This is a genomic window from Haloarcula sp. MBLA0138 (assembly GCF_055632455.1).
The window spans coordinates 1,175,405-1,201,050 of the sequence record NZ_CM145746.1 but is presented as its reverse complement, the minus strand read 5'-3'; the positions used below and the strand labels follow the sequence as shown (position 1 = coordinate 1,201,050).

Here is a 25,646-nt window from a genome sequence, read left to right as displayed (position 1 = left end):
ACAAATACAATCACGCGCTGCCCGCCGGAGAAGTCGAACGCGCGTCAGCACACGACCTCGACAAGCCGGCGCTCGTGGCGACCCACGCGGACCTGCCGCCAGCCACACAGTCGCTCGTCTAGCTCCGCGTCGCCGGTGTCGACCCGTAGCTGCCCAACCCCGTCGAGTTTTCGCCGCGAGGCGACTATCTCCACCTCGCAACGCCGGAGGACGGCGGGAGATAGCTGTTGGTTCCCGCGCCCGAAGACGAACCCCTGTCCGCCGACCGGCGAGACGACGACGACGTTGTCCTCGCCGAGTGCGTCCAGAATCTCCGACTCGCCGGCGTCGGCGGCCAGCACCTCGCCGTCGCGCCACACGTCTACCCCGAGCGCAGTCCCGTCGAAGCCGAGCCGGCGCTTGATTTCGCCGACGGTGCTGCCGGGCCCGAGGACGTAGGTGACGCCCTCGTCGACGCCGTCGGCGACGCCCGCCGCGAGCGTCTCGACGCTCCCGCCACCGAGTTGCTTCGCGGACTGGCGCTGGTCGGCGACCGGTACCGTCGCCACGGCCCGGAGTTCAGTCACCACCTCGCCCCCGCGGAAGGCGTCCTCGTCGATGTCGTTGACCTCGGCCCGCTCGGTCTCGGAGAACCGGGCCACGATGCGTCCGGCCGCCCGCGGGGAGACGCCGAACACCGACGAGTACACCTTCACGCCCGCGGGGACGCCGAGCATCGGGGTCGCCGCGCCCAGTTCCGAAAGCGTCTCCGCCACGTCGACGGCCGTCCCGTCGCCGCCGACGAACAACACGGCGTCGACGCCGGCGTCGACGAACGCCCGGACGGCCGCACGCGTGTCCGCGCTCGTCGTCGCCTCCGGGTCTTCGGGGTCGGCGACGACCGTCGGCTCGAACCCCGCGTCGGCGGCCAGCGACGCGCCCATCGGGTCGCCGGCCGCGACCACCTCGACGGCCGCGCCCGTTGCCGCCAACGCCGAAAGCGCTGCGCCCGCCCGCTCGGGGGCGCGCGGCTCGGCACCGCGCGCTCTCGCCTCCTCGACTTTCCCGTCGGTCCCCTTCAGGCCGACGCGTCCGCCCATCCCGGCTATCGGATTGACCACCACACCGATTCGTCGCATTCGCCGACGGTACGCGGTCCGGCGGCAAAAGGGGTGTGGGAGCGTGCCTTTGAAGCCACCCGCCGCGGAACGGACGGGTATGCTCCCACTGCTTGCCAGTCACGTCCAGACCGGCGTCATCAACGGTGCCGGCGCAGTCATCACGCTCGGCGGCCTGTTGCTGACGCTGTTCTGGCTCCGCTACCTCTACCGCTGACCGCTCACTCGGGCCGTTCGACCCGTTCGCGGAGCCACGCCGCCGCGTCTTCGACGGCGTCCTCCGCCGGGCTCTCGAACCGCACCGTCACGTTCTCGCCGGGGTAGCTCCCAACCTTCACCGAAAATTCCTCACGCACCGCTTCGAGGCGGTCCAACAGCGCGCTCTCTGGCTCGGCGGCCTCGACGGTGCGGACGTAGCGCCGCTGGCCGGTGAACTCGTCGGCCACCTCCTCGAACATCCGTTTCATCTCGCCGGGCACGCCCGGTAGGACGTAGCAGCTCTCGACCACACAGCCGGGCGCGACCCCCTCGTGGTTCGGCAGGAACCGCGCCCCGGCCGGCAGGTCGCCGGTGCCGTCGGTCAGGTCCGAGCGCGCGTAGCCGCCGTGTGCCTCCAGCCACTCCAGCGCCGCCTCGTCGGTCACCACGTCGCGCCCGAACGCCGCAGCGACGGCCTCGATGGTCTTGTCGTCGTGTGTCGGCCCCAACCCGCCGGTGACGACGACGGCGTCGTAGGCCGCGTGGAACTCGTTGACGACCCGCGCGATGTCGCCGGTCCGGTCGGGGACCACGACGGTCCGCTCGACGGTCGCGCCCCGCTCGGTCAGCCGCTTCCCCAGCCACGCGGCGTTCCCGTTGACCGTCTCGCCAGTCAGCAACTCGTCACCGACCGTGACCACCGCGACGCGCATGGCCGTCGGTACGGCGTCACGGTACAAATACTGTCTGCCCGGCTACCCCATTCCGGGCGGCGGGCCGCGGTCCCGCGGGTCGTCGTCGTCCTCCTCTTCGAGGTCGATGCCGGCCTTCTTGCGCCGGCGTCTGACCGCCTGTAGCTGGCGGTAGTAGTACAGCGTCCCGGCGGTGCCGACGACGACCGCCACCAGTGCGAGCCCGCCAAACAGCAGCAGGTCCCGCTGGAGGTAGTACCGCACGCGGACCTGATTAGCGGTGACCTCGTCCCACCGGACGGTCATGTACTGGCCGTCGACCGCGGTCGACGTGGGGTTCGGGCTCGCCTGCGAGAGCAGCGGGATGCCGATGCGGGCGTTGGCCGGGAGCCTGACGGCGTAGGAGCCTCCCTCGACCAGCGTCGGCGTGGCGAACTGCTTGCCGGCCCGCGGCGCGGTGAAGGCCACCTCGCCCGTGACGTTGCCGGGGAACTGGACCGTCGTCCGCTGGCGGGTGTTGGTGGCGGTCAGCGAGGAGTTGGCTTGAGTGACGACGGTCCCGTTGTCGTAGCGGAAGTAGAGCGCGCTGATGGGGACGTTGCGCTCGCGGCCGAGGCCGTCGCGGGTGTACACCTCGAACGTCGACTGGTTCTCTACGTCGTAGACCGCGGTGTACGACGAGCGCGAGACGTCGATTGTCGCGTCGCTGGTCGTGTTCCACTCGTAGCTGGCGTTCTGATTCAGTTCGGCGGGGTCGGCCTCGCTGGGGCCGAACAGGCCGGTACAGCCGGTGAGCGCCACCAACGCGACCAGCCCGAGCAGCGCGAGGGTGCGTCGAGTCATGTTATGGGACGACGGCGAGCAGTTCCGCGGGCATGAACCGACCCACGTCGGCGAGCAGGCCCGGCGGGTCCGTGTCGGGATTGCAGACGATGCTCTGTTCGAGCAGTCCCAGCCGCTCGACCGTGACGATGTCGCGGGCGTGGCCGGCGCGGTTGACCGTCGCGCGCGCCTCCGAGCGGGTGACGCTGTTGGCGTTGACACGGCCCGTGTCGCCCCGGGTCCACTCGTAGAGCCGGTCGCGCTCCGCGTCGGCGAGTTCGGGCTCCGAGCCCGCGACGAAGCGCAGCGGGAGGTGTTGGACGAGGCCGAACCGCTTGCGAATCTGGGACGGCGACCCCTGTCCGAGCCCGAGGTTCGCCGCCGGGACCCGGACGGTTCGGTCGAAGCCCACGTCCAGCACGAACCCCTCGTCGTCCCACGACTGGAGGGTTCCGACGTACGTCTCGCCGGCCTCGCGGTCGGTGACCATCTCGCCGAACTCCTCGCGGAGCAGGTTCCGCGCGACCGCCGCGTCCGGTCCGTCGACGGTCACCGTCGGGAATTCGTCGGCCCGGATGCCGACCTCGTACGTCGCGTCGAGGTCGCCCAGCCGGTCGGCGACCAGCGAGCGCAGGCCGTCGAGGGTCCGCTCGCGCGCCTCCCCCGAGACGTAGATCTTGGTTCCGAGTACGACCATTCAGGCCTCGACGTCGGCTTCGACGTTCAGTTCGTCGCGGAGGTCGTCGATGCGCTCCTCCATGGCGGTCACCAGTCGGGTGTTCTCCATCGTCTCGACTTGGTTGCCACACTCGGGACACTCGAAGCCGAACTCCATCGCCTCGCCGAACTCGAACCGGATGCCGCAGTGTTCACAGAGGTAGAACTCGTTGTCCCGCTCGTACTCGCGCCGTTCCTCGAGTCCGTCGAGCAGGCGGTGCATCTCGGATTCGAGCTGTTCGGGTATCTGTTCGTACTCGAAGGTCCAGAGGTAGGTCAGCCACCCGGAGTCCTCGTCCCGGAGCCGCCGGTAGGAGGCGAGGTCGTTCTCGTAGAGGATAAAGAGCGCGCGGCGCACGTCGTTGAGCTCCAGCCCCAACTCCTCGGCCAGTTCCTCGTCGGTCACTTCGCCGTCCGGCGGCGCGGCGGCGACCGGCATCCCTTTCGGGCCGACCAGCTCGTGGAGGTATTTCTGTATGACGGGGTCCTCCAGAAGGTCCTCAAAAGCCATTATCCGACTCTGGGGGAGTCACGTGGTTAAAACCATCGGGTCGGTCGCCCGCGTGCCCCCGTTCTCAGGCGTCCGGGACCGGCTCCGGGTCGGCGTCGACGTACTCGACCACGTCGAACCCCTCGTAGTGCTCCCGGCCGACCTCGGACCACTCCGGGCCGAGTTCCGGGAAGTAGCGGTCGCCCTCGTGGTGCCCCTCGATGCGGCTGAGGAAGACGCGGTCGGTGTAGGGCAGAAAGAGGTCGTAGATGGCCGCGCCGCCGAGGACGTAGGCCACGTCGGCCCCGGTCGATTCGGCCGCGGCGACGGCCTCGGCGACCGTCGTCGCGTAGGTCACGTCGTCGGCGTCGCTCGCTCTACTCCCGTCGCGCGTGAGGACGACGTGGTACCCGTCCTCGATGCCGTCCATCGAGTCGAACGTCCGCCGGCCGAGGACGACCGGGTGGCCTCTGACGCGGGCCTTGTACTGCTCGACGTCTTCGGGGTAGTGCCACGGGACGGACCGCCCGTCCCCGATGACGTTGTCCTCGTCGGCGGCGACGACGATGTGGAGCTCCATCGCGTCGGTGTAGGGCCGTCGCCGGCTTAGGCGTGACGCGACGCGGCCGCCCGCCGTCGGGCCGGCAAAGGACAGGCCTTTCATCGACGCCGCCCGAGTGACCCCATGCTCGACCAGTCCACGGCGACGCGGACGCTCCCCGAGGCCGGCGCGACCGTCGACGACGTCGTCGACGCGTTCCGGTCGCTCGCCGAGCGCGGGGTCGCGGTCCCGATAGCGGACATCGAGACGGAGGCGGTCCTCATGGGTGCGCTGGCCGACGAACTGCGGCCCGAGGACACGCTCTGGGACGTGGGCGCACACGTCGGCCTGTTCACCGCCGCCGCGCGGCTGGTCGCCGACCCGGCCCGCGTCGTCGCCTTCGAGCCCAACCCCCACGCGTTCGAGGTGCTGGAGCCGGTCGTCGCCGCGCTCCCCGGCGAGAACCGAGCGCACAACGTCGCCGTCGGCGACACCGGCGGCGAGCGCGACTTCGCCGTCGACCCCGACGGCGGCTCCGGGTCGACGTTCCCCGGCACCGACTCCATCGCCTCGGAGTACGACGACTACGAGACCGTGACCGTCCGGACGGTGACGCCGACCGACGCCGTCGACGGCGGCGCGGCGGTGCCCGACGTGGTGAAAGTCGACGTGGAGGGGGCCGAGGACGAAGTCCTCCGCGGACTGGAGCCGTACCTCTCGGACGTGCGACGGCTGTTCGTCGAGGTCCACCACCTCGACCGTCGCTTCACCGAGGTCGACGACTTCTTCGAGGCCCACGGCTTTGACACCGAGGTGCTGGCGACGCGGCGACAGACAGAGACCTGCTATCAGGAGTTCGTCCGCGTCGACCCCTAGAGGTAGCCAAGACTCTCCAAGCGCTCCTGTAGGTCGACATCGAGGTCGTCGTCCTCGTACTCCGCCATGTCGCCCTCGCCGTCGTCCAGCGGCGTCACGTCGAGCGGGTCGTGGGACGCCGCGGCGTCCTCGACCGCCGCCGTCGGGTCGCGGTCGACCGCTGCCTCGGACGCGAGCGCCTCGTGTGTCCCCGTCACGGTCGCGTCGTAGGTCGCCTCGCCCCACGCCGCCCGCTTCGCAACCGCGTCGCCCGGGCGGTCCGCGTAGACGACGGCCGCCGGGCGCGTGAACCGCTCTGGCGAGTCGGTGTGTCTCGCCGCCTGCTCGGCCGTCTGTCCCTCGGGCGGCGCTTGGTAGGCGGTCGCCGTCCCGTCGGGGGCCGCGAACCAGCCCGTGTCGGTCGTCTCGCCGTCAAGCGCGGCTGCGACCGCCGTGGGGAACTGACGGAGCGCGGCCAGCGAGGTGGTCCGCCGCCCGGTCGTCTGTCCGGGCGCTTTCACGACCAGCGGGACGTGGAACAGCGCCTCGTGGGTGCCCATCCCGTGCATGACGCTGTGGGGCTCCCCGTCGGCGGCCGGCAGTTCGCCGAAGCCGTCGCCGTGGTCGGCGGTGACGACGACCAGCGTCTCGGAGAGGTCGCCCCGCGCTCGCAGTGCCTCGACGACGGCCCCGAACACCGCATCGGCCTGCCTGACCGCACCGTCGTACAGCGGTTCGAGCAGCTTTCCGACCTCTGGCGGTACGTCGCCGCCGTAGACGGCCCACTCCCACTTGAGCGGGAGCGCGTCGTGGACGGCCCACGAGAGGTCCGACCCCCACTGGTCGTACTCGTCCCGCGTCGCGTACGGGATGTGGGCGTCCATCAGGTTCACACAGGCGGCCCACGGGCCGTCGCGCTCGGCGGTCCACGACGTGAACTCCTCGGCGTACCAGAAGCCGTCGACGGCGTTGCGGGCCGTGGCGGCGTCCTCCACGTCAGTCGAGTCGGGGCGCTCCGTCACCACCGTCTCGAAGGCGGCCCGGAGGTTCGAGGGGTGGACCGTGAGGTACGGGTTCTCGGAGAAGACGGCGGTGTCGTACCCCTCGTCGGCGAGGTCGTCGAAGACGGTCTGACCCGGCTCTAACCGCTCCGTGATGCGGAGGCCGTGGGCGGCCGACGGGACGCCGGTGAAGAGGCTCGCGTGCGCCGGCAGCGACCAACTGGCGTCCGTCCGCGCCTGCGTGTACGTCGTCGCTTCCGCGGCGAACCGGTCCAGTTCCGGCGTCGTCGTCCGGCGGTGGCCGTGCAGTGACGTGTTCGCTGCGCGGACGCAGTCGAGGACGACGAGCAAGACGTTCGGGCGCTCCATGTCACCGGCCACGCGCCGCCGGACAATCGGGGTTTCGGTCCCGGGAAGCGGTCACTCCTCGGCGTCGTCGGGGTCGACCACGCGCTTGCCGGTCGCCTGCGGGACGACGACGCGCTCGGGGTCGTCCCACTCCCGGTCGAGTTCCCGGCCGCCGTAGAGGCGGTCCAGAAACACCGCGAGCGACGCCACCTCGGAGTGGGGCTGGTTCGTCACGCCGACGTTCCAGTCGGCGTGTTCGTACACCTCGAAGGGGACCTTCTCGGCCCCGACGACGACCAGCAGGGGGCCGTCGGCGTGGGCCGCCTCGATGTCGCGTTGCACCGCCTGTATCGGCTCGCCGTACATCGTGAGGTGGACGACCGTCCCCTCGAACGCCCGTATCCGGCGCTTCGGTTCGTCGGTCGTCTCCACCGCGAAGGGGCCGCCGAACCGCTCCGTGATGTCGGCGACGGTGTCGGTCCGGTCCCGCGCCGACCCGGCCATGACCACCCGGTCCGCGCCCAGCGCCCGCGCCGTCAGGCCGACGTGGGTCGTCATCCGCTCGTCGCGGCCGGGGCGGTGGCCCAGTCGGAGGACGGTCACGTCGTGGTCGCCTCTCATCCGTCGCTCCTCGCGGCCTCGATGGCGTCCCGGACCGGGCCGAAGGCTATCTCCGACCACTCGACGGCCTCGCCGTCGACGAGGACCGTCGGCGTAGCCCCGATTCCCGCGTCCCGCGCGGCCTGTCGGTCGGCCCGGACCGTCGGGTTGTACCGGAGCCCGGTCGCGGCCTCGCGGACGGTTGCGCCGTCGGCGTCGAGCCCCTCGGTCAGTTCGGCGTAGACCTCGGGACCGAGGCGGCTCTGGTTCTCGAACAGCTGTTTGGAGTAGGTGAAATACGCCGCGTCGCCGGCCCCGTCCTGCACCGCGCGGGCGGCGTTCGCGGCCTCCCACGAGACGTTCTCGTCGACCGGGACGGGGAAGTCGTGGAACTCGTAGCGCACCGTTCCGGCGTCGAGGTACTCGCTCTCGACCTGCGGGTACACCTCCTCGGCGTAGGTCCGGCAGTGGGGACAGGCGTAGTCCTCGTACACCGCCACCGTCACGTCGGCGTCGGGGTCGCCGGCCACCGGCGCGGACAGGGGCTGGCCCTCGGCCGTCGACACCGGCGTCCGCTCGCTCGCGCTCTGGCCGCCCCCACCACCGGACCCCCCGGACAGACAGCCGGCCGTCGCCGCCAGCGCCACACCGGCCGCGGTCAGGAACCCGCGGCGCGTCTGCTCGTGCATACTACGTCCTGACGCCGGCGGATATAAAACGACGTTGCCACGCGCCCATCGATAGGTTATTTTACTCCCGAATCGACACGGAAGTATGGACCTCGGAGACAAGCGAATCGCCGTCACCGGCGGTGCCGGCTTCATCGGTTCGCACCTCGTCGAACGGCTCGCGCCCGACAACGACGTGGTGGTCGTCGACGACGGCTCGAACGGCCGGTTCGAGTGGGTGCCCGACGGTGTCGAGACCGTCGCCGGCGACCTCACCGACCCCGCCGTCGTCGCGGACGCGGTGACGGGCGAGACGGACCTCGTCGTCCACCTCGCGGCCTCGAAACTCGTCGACACGGACACCCCCCGCTCGCAGTTCGCGGACAACAGCACCATCACCTACAACCTCCTCGAACGGATGGACGCGGTCGGCGTGGAGAAGCTCGTGTTTACGTCGTCGTCTACCGTATACGGCGAGGCTCCGCGGCCGACGCCGGAGGACTACGCCCCGCTAGAGCCCATCAGCGTCTACGGCGCGACGAAACTCGCCGAGGAGTCGCTGATATCGACGTACGCTCACAGCCACGACCTCCAGTCGTGGGTGTTTCGCTTCGCCAATATCGTCGGTCCGCGCCTGCGTGGCGCGGTCATCCCGGATTTCGTCGAGAAGCTCCGCGCGGACCCGTCCTCGCTGACCATCCTCGGCGACGGCCGCCAGCAGAAGTCCTACATGCACGTCTCGGAGTGCCTCGACGCCATGCTCTTCGCCGTCGAGCAGGCGGACGGCGACCACAACGTGTTCAACCTCGGCACCCGGACGACCACCTCCGTCGACCGCATCGCCGATATCGTTGCCGACGAGATGGGCGTCGACCCCGCCTACGAGTACACCGGCGGCGACCGCGGGTGGACCGGCGACGTACCGCGGATGCGTCTCTCTATCGACAAACTCGCCGCGCTGGGCTACGAGCCGTCCCAGTCCAGCGACGACGCCGTCCGCCGGTGCGCTCGGGAACTGCTCGACGAACTCTGAGCGGCCGACGAATCCGGAATGGTGTACCGGACGCGCGCGGCTCGTATCGCGACGCCCGACGCGCCGGACCGCCGTCCCGGTAGGCATTTGCCCGTCTGTCGCCAACCGGCGGCCGTGCAAGTCGTCGGGTACAGACCCCGCGTCGAGGACCACGCCGCGCTCCTGCTCGCGTCGGACGGGCGGGTGCGCAGCGAGCGGCTCGCGCCGGGGACGGAGCTGACATACGCGCTCGGCGAGCGCCACTGCGCGGGGGCCGTCGACGGCGACGCCCACCACGCCTGCGGGAACGACGGCGCGCCCTACTGCCCGGAACACACGAGTACGTGGCCCTGCGCGCGCTGTACCGGTGACTGCGGCAAGCCGGTCGACGCCTGCGACGAGGAACACGCCGTCTACCTCGCCGCGTTCGCCCCCGACGTGGTGAAAGTCGGGGTCACGCGCTCGTGGCGGCTCGAAACCCGCCTCCGCGAGCAGGGGGCCGACCGCGCCGCCCACCTCCGGACCGTCGCCGACGGCCGCATCGCCCGGCAGATAGAGGCGGACATCGCGGCCGCGGTCGGCGACCGGGTTCGGGTGCCGACGAAGATAGCCGGCTTCGCGGCGACGGTCGACGACGCCGTCTGGTCGGCCCTGCTCGCCGACTACGACGCGGTCGCTACCTACGACTTCGACTACGGGCTCGACCTACCACAGCGGCCGATGGCCGAGACGCTGGCGACCGGGACCGTTCGCGGGACCAAGGGACGGGTGGCGGTCGTCGAGAACGGCGGTAGCGTCTACGCCGTCGACCTGCGGGACCTCGTCGGCCACGAACTCCGCGACGGCGGGACCGACCGCGACCTGCAGTCGAGTCTCGGCGCGTTCGGGTAGGCCGACCGCCGACCGTGCGAACCGGGCCGGACGCGCCCGACCGCCGGATGCCGACGAGCGACGCAATGCACCGGCTTCGGACCCGTTACGCGCGGCACAAGACCTTTACTGGTTCCCGTTGGTTGGCCGTCCGTGCGACGTGAACTAGCACTCGCCGGCACCGTGGCCCTCCTCCTGCTCACCATGGTCGCCGGTGCAACGGCGGTCCCCGGCGTCCTCTCGGAGCCCCGCGAGGACGTCCGCCCGAGCGTTCTCGACCTCCGCGAGACGACCGTGAACGCCACCTCGGTCGACGGCGAGACGGTCACGCTCACGCTCGATTCCCGGCTCGCCCACCGCGGCGGGACGGCGGCGAACGTGACGGTCGAGACGCGCGCGATAGACGCGGACACCGGCTTGGTCGTGACGACGAGCCGGCGGTCGCTTGGCGACATCGAGGGGACGCGAGAGGTACAGGTCACCCGCGACGTGACGGTCGAACGCGCCGGCGCGTACCGCTTCGAGACCATCGTCTACGCCGACGAGGAGCGCGTGACGACCGGCCGTACGTCCGTCCGGAACGTCGACGCGCTGACGCCGGCCTACGCCCGGTCGAGCGTCTCGTTCCACCGGTTCGAGAACGCCAACGTCCCGCTGCAGGCCATCTCCTACAGCATCGTCGAGGTGCGGGACAACCGGACGACGCTGAACGTCTCGGTCTACCTCACCAACACCGGCGACGAACCGGCCGGGAACCTCGACCTCCGACTGCGCGCCCGGCAGTCCGACTCGAACGTCGTCGCCGACTCGGCGCGGCGCACCGTCGGGGAGATACGGCCCGGCCGGACCGCCGTGGTCGACGCTCGGCTGACCGTCCCCGACGGCTACAACTACTGGCTCGACGGCATCCTCCGCTCGGACGGCGTCATCATCGCCACCGAGAGCGCCCCGGCCAACCTCGACCCGACCGAGACGCTGCGGGCCAACGAGACGCGCCGCGACACCGGCTTCCAGTCCGGCGACTTCGCCGATGGCGGGACGCCGATGCCTCAGCCGACCCGCGAACCACGAACCACCGCCGGCGGAGGCGGCCCCGGCTTCACGGCGCTGGGTGCCGTCGCCGCCCTGCTGGCAGCCACCGCCGTCCTCGCACGGAGACACGCATGACCGACACCGCAGACACCCCCGACGAGAGCGCACCGCCCGACGACCACGCCGAGAGCGACGCCGCCGCGCCGCCGGCCGACGGTGACGGCGACGCTCCCGGTAACACGCCCGCCGATACCGCCGTCGCCGATGCCACCGAGACGACCGGCGGCGTCGCCGACCGCTCGCTCGCCACGTACGCGCTGTACGCGGCCTTCGGCATCCTCGTCCTCGTGGCGCTGGTCGCCACCTTCCAGTTCTACTTCGCCACTTCAGCCGTCATCCGCGAGTTCGTGACGCCGCGGTACCGGCCGCTGTTCAACGCCGGGTTCAACCTCGCCGTCCTGCTGACGGCGGTGACCGGCGTCTCCCTGCTGGTCCGCCGGCTGTCCTGACACGACAACCCTTTTCAGCGGCCCAACCGAACCGGCGGCCATGGCAGACGACGACTCCGAACAGGCGGCCGACGCTGGCGAGGAGAGCGACAACGACGGCGAGGAGAAGTCCTTCCGCGAGCGCGTCGAGGAGATCCGACAGAAGCGCGCCGAGGAACGCGAGGAGGGCGAGGGAGACGAGATGAGCCGCGAGGAGCGCATGGAGGAGATGATGGGCGGTGGCGGCGGCCCCGGCGGCATGGGCGGGGGCGGCAACCCGTTCGCGCAGATGATGGGCGGCATGATGGGCGGCGGCGGCCCCGGCGGTCCCGGCAGCATGGGCGGGGGCGGCCCGCCCGGCCGCGGCCCCGAAGAAGGTGCTGAGAGCGGTGCCGACACCGAGGAACTCACCCGCGAGATGCGGAAACTCCGCGACGAGGTCCACGACGTCCGGCGCTCGCTCGACCGCATCGCCGACGCGCTCGAAGACTGAGGCTCGCCGGCGCGGTCGGTTTCCGCACGTTCTCTGTCCGCCGGATGCTCGGCGGACGCTAGCGGAACCGTCTCAGTCCTGATACGCGAGGTTCATGACCCACTGCGAGAAGGTGTCGTCGTGGGGGTCGACCTCCTCGTCGCCGATAAACGGCGAGAGCTGGTCGCCGGCCATCAGCAGGGAGAAGTCGAGGTCGCGCGCGGCCGGCGTGACGTAGTAGGTGTTGTGGCCGTCGTAGACGGTCTCGTCGCGCTGGACGAACCCCTTCTCGTGGAGCGACTCGATGATGCGACTCCCCTTCCGGGAGGAGACGTCTAGTTCCTTCCAGAAGTCGCTCTGGTGGATGCCGCCGGACTCACGGATGAGCTCTAGCCCTGCCCGTTCGTCCTCCGAGAGGTCGGCCTCCGAGGCTGCAGCACTCATGTACAACCAACTGGACGCGTGGGCCGCTTAAACCTGACCTTCGACCCGCCGGTAGGTCGTCCGACAGGGCGGCCCGTCGGCGAACTCGTAGCGTCGGCGGTCGCCCAGCGCGACGAGCGACGACGAGCGGGTGCCGAAGCCGTCGCGGTGGATGCAGACGCCGTAGTCGTGGTCGGCGATGGTCCGGCCCGCTCGGTCCAGCCACGCGTCGGCCGTCTCGCCGGGGTCGGCCTGCACGGCGTCGCGGAGGCGGTCGGCGTTGGCGGCCTGCTGCTCGCCGACCTCGGGTCGGTGGCCGGGAATCCGGTAGTCGCCGTCGGCCCCGACGTTGACGACGACGTGGACGCCCGGCGTTAGGGTGCGCACAGCGAGCTGGCCGTCCCACTCCAGCAACACGGCGGCGTCGGCGTCGGCCAACAGGAGGTTGAAGCCGTCGTACTCCGCGTCCCGGACGGCGTTTTCGACGGCCCGAGCCGCCGATTCGGCCGTCTCGTGGCTCAGGGCGTCCCGGACGAGCAGGCCCCGCGAGCGCTCACCGGCGAGGTCCGCGTCGGCCCAGCGGTTGGTGACGGCCGCGAGCAGGCCGTGCTCGTTGTAGCCCAGCCACGTCCCGCCGGCCTCCGCGTCGGTCGGCGCGACGACGCGGGGTCCCCACTCCCGCACCGCGGGCGGGTCCGAGGGGCGGTCCAGCAGTTCGTCGCGGTTGGCCGCGAGGGCGACGGGCGTGTCGTCGAACACCTGCCACGCGAGGACGATAGTACACACGAGCGGGGGTACGGGGCGACGGGAGAAAAGCGGTCGGCCTCAGTCCATCAGCAGCGCGGCGACCGCTTCCCGGTCGACGGTGCCGGAGGGCGTCCGCGGGAGCGTATCGACGATCCGGACCGCCTTGGGAACCTCGTGGGCCGCCAGCCGCGACTCGCAGTGGTCCCGGACCGCGCCGGCGGTGACCGACCCGACGACGGCGGCGGCGACCCGCTCGCCCCACTCCGCGTCGGGGAGGCCGACGACCGCGGCCTCGGTCACGTCCGGGTGGTCGCGTATCGCCGCCGCCACGTCGCCGGCCACGACCGTCTCGCCGCCGGTGACGATGCGGTCGTCCGCGCGGCCGACCACCCAGAGGCGACCGTCCGCGTCGCGGTAGCCGAGGTCGCCGGTGTGGAAGCCGCGGTCGCCGAAGGCGGCGGCGGTCCGCTCGTCGTCGAGGTAGCCCGGCGTCACCGTCGGCCCGTCGACGACGATTTCGCCCGGTTCGCCCGGCGGACACGGGTCGCCGTCGACGACGACGGACACCTCGGTGAACGCGAGGGGCTGGCCGACGGTGTCGGGGTTGTCGACGGCCGTCTCCGGCCGGGCCGTCGCTATCTGGGATGCCGTCTCGGTCATCCCGTAGGTGGGACAGACCGGCACGCCGCGGCGGTCACACCGCTCGACGAGGGCCTCGCTGGCCGGGCCGCCGCCCAGCAGGACGAACCGGAGCGCTGCGGGGGGCTCCCAGCCGGCGTCGAGCAGCCGCGAGAGCATCGTCGGGACCAGCGAGACGCCGGTGACGCCCGCGTCGTCTATCAGCGCCGCCGTCTCCTCGGCGTCGAACGCCCGCTGGACCACGACCCGGGTCCCGTACAGCGCGGTCCGGACGAACGGCGCGAGCCCGCCCATGTGGTAGGTCGGCAGGCAGACGAGCCAGCGGTCGTCGGGCGAGACGCCCAGCCGGAACGCCGACGCGACGGCGCTGGCGACGAGGTTCCCGAGCGTCAGGCGCACGCCCTTCGGGTCGCTCGTGGTCCCCGAGGTGAACAGGACCAGCCGGGTGTCGCCGCGGTGTGACTCGGCCGGTGCCGGCGGGTCGCTCGTCGACGCGAACGCCGACACCCGGTCGCTGCTCGGCTCGTCGACGGCGGCGACCGGGCAGTCGGCGGCCCGCAGCGCCACCGCCTCGGTGTCACGCTCACAGACCAGCAGGTCGGCGTCCAGCGCCGCCAACTGGCTGGCGATGGCATCGGCGTCGAGGTCGACCTGCAGCGGGGCCAGCCGCGCGCCCCGGCGCATCGCGGCGAACAGGAGCGTCCCGACCGCGACCCGCCTGTCCAGCAGCGCGGCGACGGTCCCGCCCTCCGGCACGTGGTCCGCGAAGGCGGCCGCCGCCTCGTCGACCGCGGCGTCGTACTCGCGGTAGGTCCACCGCGTGTCGCTGCCGGGCGCGACGAGGGCGGTCCGCTCGGGCGTGACCGCCGCGCGCTCGGCCACGAGGTCCCGCGTCGGCCAGTCGGCCGGGTCACGCATCCGGGGACCCTCCGACGGAGACGGTCCCGGCGTCGAGTCCGAGCCCGTCGCTCTGTGGAACGGACAGCTGCCCGTCCTCGACCGTCGCCGGGTCGGGTGCGAGGTCGGTCCGGAGGCGGTCGCCGGTCGCCAGCCCGCAGGCGGCCACGTCGGGTATCGCCGCCGCGACGTGGGCCGCCGCCAGCCGGGCCACGACGCCGTCTATCGTCGTCGTGACGACCGGCTCGACGCCCCGCTCGCGGGCCCGCACGGCGATGGTGTGGGCGTTGCCCGGGCCGCCCAGCACCATCGGCTTCAGGACGAGGGCGTCGGCCGCCCCCGAGTCGAGTACAGTGTCGGCACGGTACTCGACGAGCGACTCGTCGAGGGCGACGCTGACCGGGCCGCCCCGCAGGGCGGCGTGGCCGTCGAGGTCGTCGGCCGGCAGGGGCTGCTCGACGAGAGCCACGTCGAAGGCCGCGAACCGCTCGAAGGCCTCGGCGGCCCTCTCACGGTCCCACGCGCCGTTGGCGTCGGCCCGCAGGGTCACGCTGTCGCCGACGCGCTCGCGGACGGCGCGCAGTCGGGCCGCGTCCGCGGCGACCGACCGCGCGCCCACCTTGAGCTTACAGCAGTCGAAGCCGGCGTCGACGGCCGCCGCGACGCGGTCGGCGGTCGGCTCCGGGTCGGCGTCCCCGACCGTCGCGTTGACGGGGACCGACCCGCAGCGCCGGCCGTCGTCGAACCACCGGTACAGCGGGACACCGTCGGCCCGCGCGTCGGCGTCGAGCAGGGCCGTGGCGAACCCGCAGCGGGCGGCCGGCACCGCGTCGGCGTCGAGTTCCAGCAGCGCCGCCGTGTGTCCGCCCTCGGGGGCCGCGGCCGCGGCCCGCTCTAATCCCTGCCGGCAGTCGTCGCGGCTCTCGGTCCACCCCGGGAGCGGCGCGGCCTCGCCGACGCCCCGCTCCCCGCGGTGGTCGTAGCGGACGAGAAAGCCCCGACGCTCGTCGATGGTCCCGCGTGCGGTCGAGAGCGGCCGGTCGAGCGGGAGCGAGAAGGCGTCGACGTTCATGCTATCGCGAGGCCGGCGGCGAACAGCAGCGAGTGGGCGAACAGCGTCTGGCCGACCCGCTCTAGCGCCGGGTTCAGCGCCTCGCCGTCGGTCCGTTCGAGCACCGTCTTCGTCACCGACGCCGCCAGCGGGAGCGAGAGCAGGGGCGCGAGCGCCGGCAGGCCGTAGACGGGGTCCAGCGCGAACAGGACGGGGACGACGTAGGCCATCCCCACGACGAGGAGGTACTCGATGCGGGACCAGCGATAGCCCAGATAGACGGCCAGCGTCTTCTTGCCCGCGGCCATGTCCGTCTCCCGGTCGCGGACGTTGTTGACGACGAGGATGGCCGTCGAGAGGCCCGCCGGTGCCAGCGCGGCGACGACGGCGTCGACCGGGAGCGTCCCCGGCGGGAGGCCGGTCGGGAACGCGCCGACCGACGACGCCGCCACCGCCTGTACGTAGTAGGTCCCCGTCACCGCGACCAACCCGAAGTAGACGAACACGAACAGGTCGCCCAGCCCGCGGTAGCCGTAGGGGAACGGGCCGCCGGTGTACAGCACGCCCGCGGCGATGCCCGAGAGGCCCACCACGACGATGGGGAGGCCGCCGACGGCGACGAGGTAGACGCCCACGAGGACCGCGAGGCCGTAGGTGGCGACCATCGCGCGTCTGACCTCGCTCGGCTCGATGAGTCCGCCGGCCGTGACGCGGGTAAAGCCCTCGCGCTCCTCGGTGTCCGCGCCCTTCACCGCGTCGTAGTAGTCGTTGGCGAAGTTCGTCCCCACCTGCAGTAACAGCGCCCCGACCAGCGCCGCGACCGCCGGCAGGAGCGCGAACACGCCGGCGTGGAGCGCCAGTCCGACGCCGACGATGACCGGTGACGCGCCCGCCGGGAGCGTCTGTGGCCGCGCGGCCATCACCCACGCCTCTCGCTTCGATACGTCCGCCGTCGCCGTACTCATTGCCGGAACTCCGTGCGCGGCCCCCAAAGCGACTGTGGTTCGGCGGGCCGGCCCCGAATACTGCGGCCCGAACGGCGACGCGGCGGCGAAACGACTTTATCACTATTATTCGCATTATATCCCACGATGGAGAAACCACTGCTCGTGACTGACTTTCTGGACCGCGCCCGCCGATACTACGGCGACCACGAGGCCGTCGTTGCGACCACCGGCGAGCGGTACACGTACGCCGAACTCGGGGAGCGGGCCGACCGCTTCGCCGCCGCGCTCGCGGACCGCGGCATCGAGAAGGGCGACCGCGTGGCGGTGCTGGACCCCAACACCCACTACCACCTCGAAGCGGCCTACGGCATCATGCAACTCGGAGCCGTCCACACGCCGCTGAACTACCGACTGGTCCCCGACGACTACGAGTACATCCTCTCGGACGCCGGCGTCGACGCCGTCTTCGCCGACTACGAGCACGCCGAGAAGATAGAAGCCGTCCGCGAGGACGTGCCGACCGAGACGTTCGTCACCAACGACACCGACGCCGTCGACGGCGACTGGGAGTCGTTCGACGAGGTCGTCGACGCGGCCGACACCGAGTTCGAGCGCCCCGAGATGAGCGAGGACGAGGTCATCACCATCAACTACACGTCCGGGACGACCGGCGACCCGAAGGGGGTCTGTCGGACCCACCGGACCGAGACACTCCACGCGTATCTGGTGGCGCTCCATCTGGACATCTCCGACGACGACGTGTACCTGTGGACGCTGCCGATGTTCCACGTCAACGGTTGGGGCCACATCTTCTCGATAACCGGGCTGGGCGCGAAACACGTCTGCACCCGGGGCATCGACGCCGGCGGCATCTTCGAGACCGTCGTCGAGGAGGACGTCTCGTACCTCTGTGGCGCGCCGACGGTCCTGAACATGCTGGAGGACTACTACCGGAACCACGACGGCGACGTGCGCACCGCCGGCGAGAACGACGTGCGCGTCGCCACCGCGGGCAGCGCCCCGCCCGAGGCGGTCATCCGCGCCGTCGAGGACGAGTTCGGTTGGTACCTCCAGCACGTCTACGGCGCGACCGAGACGGGGCCGCTCGTCACCACCTCGGACGCGCGACGGTTCTTCGACGACGGGAGCGACAGCCGATTCAGCGTCAAGAAGCGGCAGGGACTGGGCTACCTCGGGACCGAGATACGAGTCGTCGACGAGGAGGGCAACGACGTGCCCCACGACGACGCCACCATCGGCGAGGTGGTCGTCCGTGGCAACCAAGTGATGGACCGCTACTGGAACAAGCCCGAACAGACCGAGGTGGCCTTCTCCGACCGCGTCGAGGGGTACTACCACATGGGCGACCTCGCTACCGTCGACGAGAACGGGATGATAGCCATCCGGGACCGGAAGAAGGACATCATCATCTCCGGCGGCGAGAACATCTCCAGCATCGAACTGGAGGACACCCTCTACGAGCACGACGCGGTGAGCGACGTGGCCGTCATCCCCGCGCCCAGCGACGAGTGGGGCGAGACGCCGAAGGCGTTCGTCGTCCCCGCCTCGGGGGACCCGGACGAACCGGGGACCTCACCCGGGGACCTGCGGGACTTCTCGAAGGAGCGGCTGGCGAGCTACAAGGCGGTCACCCGCGTCGAGTTCGTCGAGTCGCTCCCGACGACGGCGACCGGGAAGGTCCAGAAGTTCGAACTCAGACAGCAGGAGTGGGACGACGAGGACCGGATGATAGGCGAGGGATGACCGCAGGGCGGGCGGTCGCCGTTTGCGACGCCGGTTATCAGTAGTTGTGAATACAGTTTCTTCATCCGTCCAGTCTATGACCCGGCTGCTCAGTGAGTCTGCCCACTTTTTACTTCGTCGGGTGCGCTCGCTGTCGCTCGCGCACCACTCCTCGCAAAAACATGGGGAAAAACTGCCGGACGACTCGGTCGCTTCGCTCCCTCGCGTCCGGTGAACCGCCTCGCTCCTGTCGTCGCTCGGCGGATGCTCGTCGGTCACTGCACCACCTGTATTGATCAGACAGACGCTACTCACGTGAATAGAATCGCCGTATTCACAACAACTGTTATGCGCCAGCCGCGTGGCTCAGTAGTGCCACGGCACGTCGTCGAAGTCCGGCTTGCGCCCCTCGTTGAAGGCGTCGCGCCCCTCTTGGGCCTCGTCGGTCATGTACGCCAGCCGGGTCGCCTCCCCGGCGAACACCTGCTGACCGACCATCCCGTCCGAGTCGAGGTTAAAGGCGTACTTCAGCATCCGCATCGCCGTCGGCGACTTCTCGTTCATCCGCTCGGCCCACTCCAGCGCCACGTCCTCCAGTTCCTCGTGGGGGACCGCCTCGTTGACCATCCCCATCTCCGCGGCCTCGGCGGCGTCGTAGGTCTTCCCGAGGAAGAACACCTCCCGGGCCTTCTTCTGGCCGACCTGCCGGGCGAGGTAGGCCGAGCCGAACCCGCCGTCGAAACTGCCAACGTCGGGGTCGGTCTGGAGGAACTTCGCGTGGTCGGCGCTGGCGAGCGTCATGTCACAGACGACGTGCAGCGAGTGGCCGCCGCCGACGGCCCACCCGGGGACGACGGCGACGACGGGTTTGGGGATGTGGCGAATCTGGCGTTGGACTTCGAGGATGTGCAGGCGGCCGACGTTCTCGGGGGCGTCGTCGGGGCCGTCGCTCTCGCCCTCGTTCTCGCTTCCGGCCTCGCTCGTCCGGTCGGCGTCGCTCGGCGACTCGCTGTACTCGTAGCCGCTCTCGCCCCGGATAGACTGGTCGCCGCCCGAGCAGAACGCCCAGCCGCCGTCTTTCGGCGACGGGCCGTTCCCGGTCAGCAGCACGCACCCGACATCGGTCTGGCGCTTGGCGTGGTCCAAGGCGGTGGCGAGTTCGTCGACCGTCTCCGGTCGGAAGGCGTTACGGACCGCGGGGCGGTCGAAGGCGATGCGGACTGCGCCCGTCTCGGTCGCGCGGTGATACGTGATATCCTCGAAGTCGAACCGGTCGACGGCGCTCCACCGGGCCGGGTCGAACAGCTCAGAGACCATACCGTCGGTGGGGACGGCCGGCGCAAAAAGATTCCCAGTACGGGGGCGCTATCGCCGCGGCCGCTACAGGTCGCCTTCGTCGAGGTCCGAGAGGTAGGCGGTGAGGTCTGTCGTCGACAGCATGCCGATGACGCCCTCTTCGGGGTCGACGACCGGGAGGTGCTGGATACCGTCGGCCAGCATCTTCTCCGCGGCCTCGTCGATGGTGTCCTGCGCGCCGACGGTGACGACGTCCTCGGTCATGTACCGCTCGACGGTCGTCTTGGCCTTGGGCTTGCTCTTCGAGACGATCTCGACGAAGTCGGTGCTGGTCAGGATACCGCGCAACTGGTTGTCGCCGTCGACGACGACGAGCGAGCCGATGTTCTGGGTCAGCAGCGTCTCCGCGGCGGTCTCGACGAACGTGTCCGGCGTGACGGTGACGACGTCCGAGGACATGAGCCGTGCGACGTAGATGTCTCCTGCGTCCATGACTGACCCGTGGTGAGTGAGCCGCTAATGCGTACCGGTTCGGACTCGCCGCGGTCGCCGGCCCGCGACGGCGGCCCCGGGCGCAGGCACAACGCTTTCGACCGCGGGGGCCGAGAGCGAAAGCGATGCCCTCCGACAACGGAAACCGCGGTCTCCGCGGCGCGCTCGCGGTCCTCTCGGCGCTGGTCGTCCTCTACAGCCTGCTCATCGTCCAGCAGATTCTGCTGGGTTTCGTCGTCGTCGGCGTCCTCTGGGCGGTGTACGTCTGCTGGCGGCTGGTCGGCGCGCTCGAACGCATTGCGGCGGCGCTGGAGTCCCGCGCCGGCGGCCAGCGCGTCCAGCGCGACCTGCCCCGGGACCCGCCGCCCGAGGAGTCGACCGAGTCGCCCGCCGAGACGGAACGCGAACGCGAGCGGAACGTGTGAACGACTGACGAGGATTTATCACTCACAACCACCGACGTTAGCACGACCGTCGGCCATGACCGAGACGTTCTACGACGTGCTGGGGGTCGCCGAAGACGCCAGCACCGCGGAGATAGAGGCCGCCTACAGGGAGCGTCTCAAGCAGACGCACCCCGACGTGAACGATGATGCCGACGCGGGCGACGTGACCCGCTCGCTCATCGAGGCCCGCGACGTGCTCGTCGACGAGGCCGAGCGCGCCCGCTACGACGACCTCGGCCACGCCGCCTACGTCGGGCGAGCCGGCGACGAGGACGACGCCCCGGAGAGTCGCGTCTCCCGTGCCGCGCGGCGAGCGGACTACCGGGAGTCGAGCGGCGAGTCCGGCCCGACGAACAGGAACGACCGCGACCCGCGCCAGCGCGCCCGCGACCGGGCGAGCCGCGAGCGGCGGGCCAGCGAGCGCGTCGGCGCGGACCGCGGCTCCGAGCGCGGTCCCGGCGCGGGCGACGGAACGGGGGACGCCGCCGGCGGCGACGGCGGGACAGCAAGCGGCCCCAGCGCGGGCGACGCTCCGGGAGCGGACGAGCCCGACAGCGCGTGGACCGCCGGTACGACGGCCGCGAGCGGGTTCAGCGACGACCCGGCCGGCGACCACGTCTGGAACCACTCGGCGACGTACACCGTCCGGCGGGACCTCGGGACCGGGTCGGACATCCGGCGGCTGGTCCCATCCGGGCGGGAACTGACCCTGCTCGGCCTGACGTTCACGCTCTACCCGGTGTTGCTGTTCAGTTCGCTCGTGCCGGCGTTCCCGCTCGCGGTCAACGTCCTGTTGGTCTGTTGTACCCTGCTCGTCGTCGGCTACCTCCAGTCGATGCCGGAGGTCGCCGTGCTGGTCTTCGGCGGCTGGAGCGCGGTCACGCCGCTGGCCCTCGTCGCGCTGGGCGTGAACGTCTTCTCGCTCGTTGGCATCGTCGCCCTCTGTGGCACGTGGCTCCCGTTCGGTTTCTCCGTCCTGACGTTCTCGGTCGTTAGGCCGTGACCCGCTCGTCGAGGGCGTCCGCCACCGTCTCCTCGATGGCCGCCCTCACGGCGTGGCTCTCGGCCGCGTCGAACGCCACTTCGAGGACCTGCGTCCCGTCGGTTCCGACCGACTCGGCGAACCGCTCGCGGAACGCCGCCCGGTCCGCGGCCCGTTCGAACGAGAGGTCGTAGAGGTCGCCCGTCGGCTCGAAGTCGAGCCCGTGGGGCGTCCGGAACTGTGACTCGAAGGTGTCGTGGTCCTCGATGGGGAGCATGTGGAAGATGCCGCCGCCGTCGTTGTTGACGAGGACGACCGTCGCGTCGACCCCACAGCGGGACAGCGCCAACAGCCCGTTCATGTCGTGGTAGTACGCGAGGTCGCCGGTCACGAGCACGAGCGGGTCCGCGGTCGCGCTCCCCGCGCCCAGCGCCGTCGAGGTGATGCCGTCGATGCCGCTGGCCCCGCGGTTCCCGAGGACGGTCAGGGCGGCGCTCCGCGGCCGTCCGAACCGGTCTAGGTCCCGCACCGGCATGCTGTTGGAGACGAACACCGTCGCCGGGTCCGGCGCGTCGGCGACCACGTCTGCGAGGAGGCCCCCCTCCCAGTAGGTTCCCCCGCCCCCGTCGAGTCGGTCGGCGACGGCGTCCCACTGGACGCGCTCGGCCGCCGCGAACCGCTCGCGCCACGCATCCGACGCCCGCGCGGTGACGCGCTCGGCGAGGGCTGCGGCGGTCGCGTCCGCGTCGGCGGCCAACAGGTCGCTGGCGGTGAACTCCGCCTCCGGCCAGCCGCCGCTGGGGTCGACGACGACCTGCCGGCAGTCGGCGTCCCGGAGGTACCGCCGCAGCGGCTTCGAGGTCGGCGACGCGCCGAAGCGCAGGACCACCTCGGGGTCGGGCCAGTCGCGGACGCCGCTCGCCCCGAGATAGCCGTCGTAGCCGCCACACAGCGGCGCGTCGACCCGGTCGACGTGTGGGCCGTACCGCAGGTCCGACAGCGGGTCCGCGAGTACCGGGAACCCGGTCGCCGCGGCCAGCGCGGCCAGCGCGTCGGGACCGAGACCGTCATCGGCCGGGCCGGCGACGACGAGACCGCGGTCCGCGCCGTCGACCGACGCGGCGACCGCACGGAGCGCGTCGGGGGCTGGTTCGGCGACACCTTCGCTCGCGGCGACGAACGGGCCGTCCCGCCCCTCGCGGGCGAGGCGGTCGCCGCCGGCCCAGTCCTCGGGGACGCCGTCGCGGGCGTCCTCGGGCACCGGCGTCGGCTCCAGCGGTTTCCGGAACCGACAGTTGAGGTGGACCGGGCCGGCGTCGGCCCCGGTCGCGGCCGCCACCGCCCGGGCCGCCGTCGTCCGGAGCATCCGGACCTTTCGGGGCTCGGCCTCCGGCTCCGGGAGGTCGCGGTACCAGCGGACGGCGTCGCCGTAGAGCTTCTCTTGGTCGACGGTCTGGTTCGCGCCGCTGTCGATGAGTTCAGGGGGGCGGTCGGCGGTCAACAGGAGCATCGGCACGCCCGACTGGGCGGCCTCGACGACCGCCGGGTGGAAGTTCGCGGCGGCCGTCCCGGAGGTGCAGATAAGCGGCGTCGGCTCGCCGGTCCGGCGCGCCCGGCCCAGCGCGAAGAAGGCCGACGACCGCTCGTCCAAGTGCGAGTACACCGCGAGGTCGGGGTGTTCGGCGACGGCGACGGTCAGGGGCGTCGACCGACTCCCCGGGGAGACACAGACGGCCTCGACGCCGGCGGCGACGAGTTCGTCGACGAGCGTCTCGGCCCACAGCGCGTTGGCGTTCGGGTGGCTCACGCGGCTCACTCCAGTTCGTCCAGCATCGGCCGGTACTTGAGTTGGACCTCGTCCCACTCGCGGTCCGGGTCGCTGTCGGCGACGATGCCGGCACCGGCAAACAGCGTTGCCCGCTCCCCGTCGGCGACCGCCGAGCGGAGGCCGACCGCGAACGTCCCGTTTCCGGCGGCGTCGACCCACCCTATCGGCGCGGCGTACCAGCCGCGGTCGAACGCCTCCGTCTCCCGGATGGTCCGGAGGGCGGCGTCGGGCGGGAGGCCGCCGACGGCCGGCGTCGGGTGCAGGGCCTCGACGAGTTCGAGGACGTGGGCGTCCCGCGCGAGTTCGGCCGTTATCGAGGTCCGGAGGTGTTGGACGGTGGCGAGGCGGCGCACCGTCCGGTCGCCGGTGCGGACCGCCGAGGCGAAGGGGGCCAACTGGTCCCGAATCGTGTCGACCACCAACTGGTGTTCGTGGCTGTCCTTCTCGCTCTCCAGCAGTTCGGCCGCCAGCCACTCGTCCTCTGCCGGCGTGTCGCCCCGCCCGGTCGACCCGGCCAGCGCTTCGGTCCGCACAGTCCGGCCCCGGACCGAAACCAGCCGCTCCGGCGTCGCGCCGAAGAAGGTGCCCCCGTCGGTCGGCGAGTGGACGAACCGGTAGCAGTCCGGATAGGTCGCGGCCAGCCGTTCAAGGGCGGCCGGCACGTCGAGCGGGCGCTCCAGCGAGAGGTCCAGCGCTTGCGCGAGGACGACCTTCTGGAGGTGCCCGTCCTCGACGCTCTCTAAGGCGGCACCGACCTGCTCGCGCCAGCCCGCCCGCGAGGGGTTGCGCTCCCGGGCGGCGACCCCCGGCGGGCCGGCCGTCGCGGGGTCGGACAGCGACGCCAGTCGGTCGCGCCACTCGTCGAGTCGGGCCGCCGCCTGCTCGTCGGCGTCCGGCCCCGTGCCGACCGCGGTCAGCCACGCGCCCCCGTCGTCGGCCGATAGCTGGACCGCCGGCAGGAAGAACCCGGCGCTCGGGAAGCCGGCCCACGGCCCCTCCGCCTCTTCCGGGTCCCCGTCGTGGAAGGCGAAGCCGCCGACGAGTCTGGGTCGCGCGACGCCGGGCAGGTCGTCGTCGACTCGGCACTGCTCGAACAGTTCGGCCGCCGCGTCGGCAACGTCGCGGAACCGCGCCGGCCCGCTCGCCGTCACCGTGGCGGCGCTGCCCCGGGCGGCGAACGACTCGTCGCCGGTCGCCCACGCGAACCGCGGCCGCGTCTCCGTCGCCAAGAAGGCACGCATCGGCGCTCGGTCGACCCGACAGCCGCGGACGACGACCGTCGCCTCACCGACCGCCGGCTCGTCGCCACGCAATGGTTCCATCACCTCCGGTTTAGGATTCCGCACCTTTGAGCCTAACTATACATCCGGTCGGCGCTCGGCCGTCCGAACCGACGCATCCGCCGACACGCGTCGTAGGGCCGACGCGTTTTCGTCGATGCGAATACGAATTTCAGTATAGATAACTTTCGAGAGGGTATGGAGACTTTACTTTATCGAATGTTCCAACAGCCCCCGTCAGGTTTAAATACAACTTGGTCGAAGCACCCAACGTTGCGATGCCAAAGGTAGAGATAACAATCCCTGAACACCTCGAAATGCAGATAGCCCAGCTCGTCGAGCAGGGCGAGTTCCTCAACCGGGAGGAGGCCATCGAGGACCTCCTCTCGACGGGACTGAAAGCGTACAAGACCTCCGGCCCGCAGGACGACGACGAAGACCCGGGCTTCGAAGACGACGGGATGATGGGTCACGACGACGAGTACGTCTTCTGAGGCCGGCCGTGGCGGTCTGGTACCCTTTCTCGGGAAATTCTTATACGCACGCCTGAATATAGATGAGGACAACTATGCACAAAGACGAGCTTCTCGAACTACACGAGCAGATGGTTACCATCATGGAGTTCTTCCGGGACGACATGGACAGCGTCGACCCGAGCCTGTTCGACCCCTACGACGAACTCGACGTGCGCCCCTCTGACGTGCACAAGTCCAAGAGCGAACACAAACACGCCGTCTTCGTCCTCGGGAACGCGCTGGCGACGGCGATGAGCGAAGACGAGTTCTCCGACGCCGGCCGTGTCAGCAAGCGGATGAAGGAACTCGCCGAGGACGCCGAGCGAAAGCTGTAGGTCGCGCGTCGCTACGTCCGTTCTGTCTCGCTCGCTGTCTCGTTTTTCTCTCGTTCCCCGTTCTCCTTTCTTCTCCACTCCCTGTCTCCGCTGGGTTTCCGAACGGCGTACCGCGACCCGGG

At 71.0% G+C, this 25,646-nt stretch carries 29 protein-coding genes; 11 read left to right on the top strand and 18 right to left on the bottom strand.

Annotation, left to right across the window (positions count from 1 at the left end):
* Nucleotides 1-44: 44 nt before the first annotated feature.
* From ACV7JO_RS06345 to ACV7JO_RS06320, 6 genes are all read right to left on the bottom strand, one after another.
* Complete coding sequence (locus tag ACV7JO_RS06345; protein WP_470355500.1) at nucleotides 45-1,118, bottom strand: ATP-NAD kinase family protein; 1,074 nt, start codon at nucleotides 1,116-1,118, stop codon at nucleotides 45-47.
* A gap of 200 nt (nucleotides 1,119-1,318) precedes the next feature.
* Nucleotides 1,319-2,008: a competence/damage-inducible protein A gene (locus tag ACV7JO_RS06340; protein ID WP_470355499.1), complete on the bottom strand. Its 690-nt coding sequence runs from the start codon at nucleotides 2,006-2,008 to the stop codon at nucleotides 1,319-1,321.
* Nucleotides 2,009-2,050: 42 nt separating this feature from the next.
* Nucleotides 2,051-2,830, bottom strand: a complete 780-nt coding sequence (locus tag ACV7JO_RS06335) for a DUF5803 family protein (protein ID WP_470355498.1) — start codon at nucleotides 2,828-2,830, stop codon at nucleotides 2,051-2,053.
* A 1-nt stretch (nucleotide 2,831) separates the two neighbouring features.
* Nucleotides 2,832-3,506: a DUF2110 family protein gene (locus ACV7JO_RS06330; RefSeq protein WP_470355497.1), complete on the bottom strand. Its 675-nt coding sequence runs from the start codon at nucleotides 3,504-3,506 to the stop codon at nucleotides 2,832-2,834.
* A complete protein-coding gene (tfe, locus tag ACV7JO_RS06325) occupies nucleotides 3,507-4,037 on the bottom strand; it encodes a transcription factor E (protein ID WP_470355496.1) in 531 nt (176 codons plus the stop codon). It abuts the gene before it with no gap.
* A gap of 64 nt (nucleotides 4,038-4,101) precedes the next feature.
* Nucleotides 4,102-4,596: a dihydrofolate reductase gene (locus tag ACV7JO_RS06320; protein WP_470355495.1), complete on the bottom strand. Its 495-nt coding sequence runs from the start codon at nucleotides 4,594-4,596 to the stop codon at nucleotides 4,102-4,104.
* A gap of 105 nt (nucleotides 4,597-4,701) precedes the next feature.
* Here ACV7JO_RS06320 and ACV7JO_RS06315 point away from each other — a divergent pair, with 105 nt between their 5' ends.
* The gene (locus tag ACV7JO_RS06315) at nucleotides 4,702-5,433 is read left to right on the top strand and encodes an FkbM family methyltransferase (protein ID WP_470355494.1); all 732 of its coding nucleotides are present in this window, start codon (nucleotides 4,702-4,704) and stop codon (nucleotides 5,431-5,433) included.
* Here ACV7JO_RS06315 and ACV7JO_RS06310 read toward each other — a convergent pair.
* From ACV7JO_RS06310 to ACV7JO_RS06300, 3 genes are read right to left on the bottom strand one after another with little or no spacing between them, the layout of a single operon-like run.
* Complete coding sequence (locus tag ACV7JO_RS06310) at nucleotides 5,430-6,782, bottom strand: sulfatase (RefSeq protein ID WP_470355493.1); 1,353 nt, start codon at nucleotides 6,780-6,782, stop codon at nucleotides 5,430-5,432. The genes ACV7JO_RS06315 and ACV7JO_RS06310 overlap by 4 nt on opposite strands.
* A gap of 51 nt (nucleotides 6,783-6,833) precedes the next feature.
* On the bottom strand, nucleotides 6,834-7,382 hold the full coding sequence (locus tag ACV7JO_RS06305) for a tRNA (cytidine(56)-2'-O)-methyltransferase (protein WP_470355492.1): 549 nt from the start codon (nucleotides 7,380-7,382) through the stop codon (nucleotides 6,834-6,836).
* Nucleotides 7,379-8,050: a DsbA family protein gene (locus ACV7JO_RS06300; RefSeq protein WP_470355491.1), complete on the bottom strand. Its 672-nt coding sequence runs from the start codon at nucleotides 8,048-8,050 to the stop codon at nucleotides 7,379-7,381. The genes ACV7JO_RS06305 and ACV7JO_RS06300 overlap by 4 nt, the downstream gene beginning before the upstream one ends.
* A gap of 85 nt (nucleotides 8,051-8,135) precedes the next feature.
* On the opposite strand from ACV7JO_RS06300, the gene ACV7JO_RS06295 reads away from it, so the two are divergent.
* From ACV7JO_RS06295 to ACV7JO_RS06275, 5 genes are all read left to right on the top strand, one after another.
* Entirely contained in the window at nucleotides 8,136-9,062 is a 927-nt protein-coding gene (locus ACV7JO_RS06295; RefSeq protein WP_470355490.1) for an NAD-dependent epimerase/dehydratase family protein, read from the top strand.
* 114 nt (nucleotides 9,063-9,176) lie between these two features.
* Entirely contained in the window at nucleotides 9,177-9,932 is a 756-nt protein-coding gene (locus ACV7JO_RS06290; RefSeq protein WP_470355489.1) for a DUF2797 domain-containing protein, read from the top strand.
* Nucleotides 9,933-10,064: 132 nt separating this feature from the next.
* Entirely contained in the window at nucleotides 10,065-11,078 is a 1,014-nt protein-coding gene (locus ACV7JO_RS06285) for a DUF7490 domain-containing protein (protein ID WP_470355488.1), read from the top strand.
* Nucleotides 11,075-11,452, top strand: a complete 378-nt coding sequence (locus ACV7JO_RS06280; protein ID WP_470355487.1) for a DUF8060 family membrane protein — start codon at nucleotides 11,075-11,077, stop codon at nucleotides 11,450-11,452. Before ACV7JO_RS06285 ends, ACV7JO_RS06280 begins: the two co-directional genes overlap by 4 nt.
* A 40-nt stretch (nucleotides 11,453-11,492) precedes the next feature.
* Nucleotides 11,493-11,924 (top strand): hypothetical protein, encoded by a 432-nt coding sequence (locus ACV7JO_RS06275; RefSeq protein WP_470355486.1) that lies wholly within the window; start codon nucleotides 11,493-11,495, stop codon nucleotides 11,922-11,924.
* A gap of 72 nt (nucleotides 11,925-11,996) precedes the next feature.
* On the opposite strand, the gene ACV7JO_RS06270 is transcribed toward ACV7JO_RS06275, so the two are convergent.
* From ACV7JO_RS06270 to ACV7JO_RS06250, 5 genes are read right to left on the bottom strand one after another with little or no spacing between them, the layout of a single operon-like run.
* Entirely contained in the window at nucleotides 11,997-12,347 is a 351-nt protein-coding gene (locus ACV7JO_RS06270; protein ID WP_470355485.1) for a helix-turn-helix transcriptional regulator, read from the bottom strand.
* A 27-nt stretch (nucleotides 12,348-12,374) separates the two neighbouring features.
* Nucleotides 12,375-13,112: an NRDE family protein gene (locus tag ACV7JO_RS06265; RefSeq protein WP_470355484.1), complete on the bottom strand. Its 738-nt coding sequence runs from the start codon at nucleotides 13,110-13,112 to the stop codon at nucleotides 12,375-12,377.
* Between the two features lie 39 nt (nucleotides 13,113-13,151).
* Complete coding sequence (locus ACV7JO_RS06260; protein ID WP_470355483.1) at nucleotides 13,152-14,630, bottom strand: AMP-binding protein; 1,479 nt, start codon at nucleotides 14,628-14,630, stop codon at nucleotides 13,152-13,154.
* Entirely contained in the window at nucleotides 14,623-15,681 is a 1,059-nt protein-coding gene (locus ACV7JO_RS06255; RefSeq protein WP_470355482.1) for a mandelate racemase/muconate lactonizing enzyme family protein, read from the bottom strand. The genes ACV7JO_RS06260 and ACV7JO_RS06255 overlap by 8 nt, the downstream gene beginning before the upstream one ends.
* On the bottom strand, nucleotides 15,678-16,625 hold the full coding sequence (locus ACV7JO_RS06250) for a 1,4-dihydroxy-2-naphthoate polyprenyltransferase (protein ID WP_470355481.1): 948 nt from the start codon (nucleotides 16,623-16,625) through the stop codon (nucleotides 15,678-15,680). Before ACV7JO_RS06250 ends, ACV7JO_RS06255 begins: the two co-directional genes overlap by 4 nt.
* 126 nt (nucleotides 16,626-16,751) lie before the next feature.
* On the opposite strand from ACV7JO_RS06250, the gene ACV7JO_RS06245 reads away from it, so the two are divergent.
* Nucleotides 16,752-18,371 (top strand): long-chain-fatty-acid--CoA ligase, encoded by a 1,620-nt coding sequence (locus ACV7JO_RS06245; protein ID WP_470355480.1) that lies wholly within the window; start codon nucleotides 16,752-16,754, stop codon nucleotides 18,369-18,371.
* A gap of 345 nt (nucleotides 18,372-18,716) precedes the next feature.
* Here ACV7JO_RS06245 and ACV7JO_RS06240 read toward each other — a convergent pair whose 3' ends face one another.
* Both ACV7JO_RS06240 and ACV7JO_RS06235 read right to left on the bottom strand, forming a co-directional pair.
* On the bottom strand, nucleotides 18,717-19,667 hold the full coding sequence (locus ACV7JO_RS06240) for a 1,4-dihydroxy-2-naphthoyl-CoA synthase (RefSeq protein ID WP_470355479.1): 951 nt from the start codon (nucleotides 19,665-19,667) through the stop codon (nucleotides 18,717-18,719).
* A 63-nt stretch (nucleotides 19,668-19,730) separates the two neighbouring features.
* Complete coding sequence (locus ACV7JO_RS06235) at nucleotides 19,731-20,138, bottom strand: CBS domain-containing protein (RefSeq protein WP_470355478.1); 408 nt, start codon at nucleotides 20,136-20,138, stop codon at nucleotides 19,731-19,733.
* Nucleotides 20,139-20,263: 125 nt separating this feature from the next.
* Here ACV7JO_RS06235 and ACV7JO_RS06230 point away from each other — a divergent pair, with 125 nt between their 5' ends.
* Nucleotides 20,264-20,563 carry a DUF8066 domain-containing protein gene (locus tag ACV7JO_RS06230; protein WP_470355477.1) on the top strand — a complete coding sequence of 100 codons (300 nt, stop codon included), beginning with the start codon at nucleotides 20,264-20,266 and terminating at the stop codon, nucleotides 20,561-20,563.
* Between the two features lie 55 nt (nucleotides 20,564-20,618).
* Nucleotides 20,619-21,587, top strand: a complete 969-nt coding sequence (locus tag ACV7JO_RS06225) for a J domain-containing protein (RefSeq protein WP_470355476.1) — start codon at nucleotides 20,619-20,621, stop codon at nucleotides 21,585-21,587.
* On the opposite strand, the gene menD is transcribed toward ACV7JO_RS06225, so the two are convergent.
* Both menD and ACV7JO_RS06215 read right to left on the bottom strand, forming a co-directional pair.
* On the bottom strand, nucleotides 21,577-23,373 hold the full coding sequence (gene menD / locus ACV7JO_RS06220) for a 2-succinyl-5-enolpyruvyl-6-hydroxy-3-cyclohexene-1-carboxylic-acid synthase (RefSeq protein WP_470355475.1): 1,797 nt from the start codon (nucleotides 23,371-23,373) through the stop codon (nucleotides 21,577-21,579). The genes ACV7JO_RS06225 and menD overlap by 11 nt on opposite strands.
* Nucleotides 23,374-23,378: 5 nt before the next feature.
* The gene (locus tag ACV7JO_RS06215) at nucleotides 23,379-24,716 is read right to left on the bottom strand and encodes an isochorismate synthase (RefSeq protein WP_470355474.1); all 1,338 of its coding nucleotides are present in this window, start codon (nucleotides 24,714-24,716) and stop codon (nucleotides 23,379-23,381) included.
* 236 nt (nucleotides 24,717-24,952) lie between these two features.
* On the opposite strand from ACV7JO_RS06215, the gene ACV7JO_RS06210 reads away from it, so the two are divergent.
* Nucleotides 24,953-25,168: a ribbon-helix-helix domain-containing protein gene (locus ACV7JO_RS06210; RefSeq protein WP_470355473.1), complete on the top strand. Its 216-nt coding sequence runs from the start codon at nucleotides 24,953-24,955 to the stop codon at nucleotides 25,166-25,168.
* A gap of 74 nt (nucleotides 25,169-25,242) precedes the next feature.
* The gene (locus ACV7JO_RS06205; protein ID WP_470355472.1) at nucleotides 25,243-25,524 is read left to right on the top strand and encodes a UPF0058 family protein; all 282 of its coding nucleotides are present in this window, start codon (nucleotides 25,243-25,245) and stop codon (nucleotides 25,522-25,524) included.
* Nucleotides 25,525-25,646 lie beyond the last annotated feature (122 nt).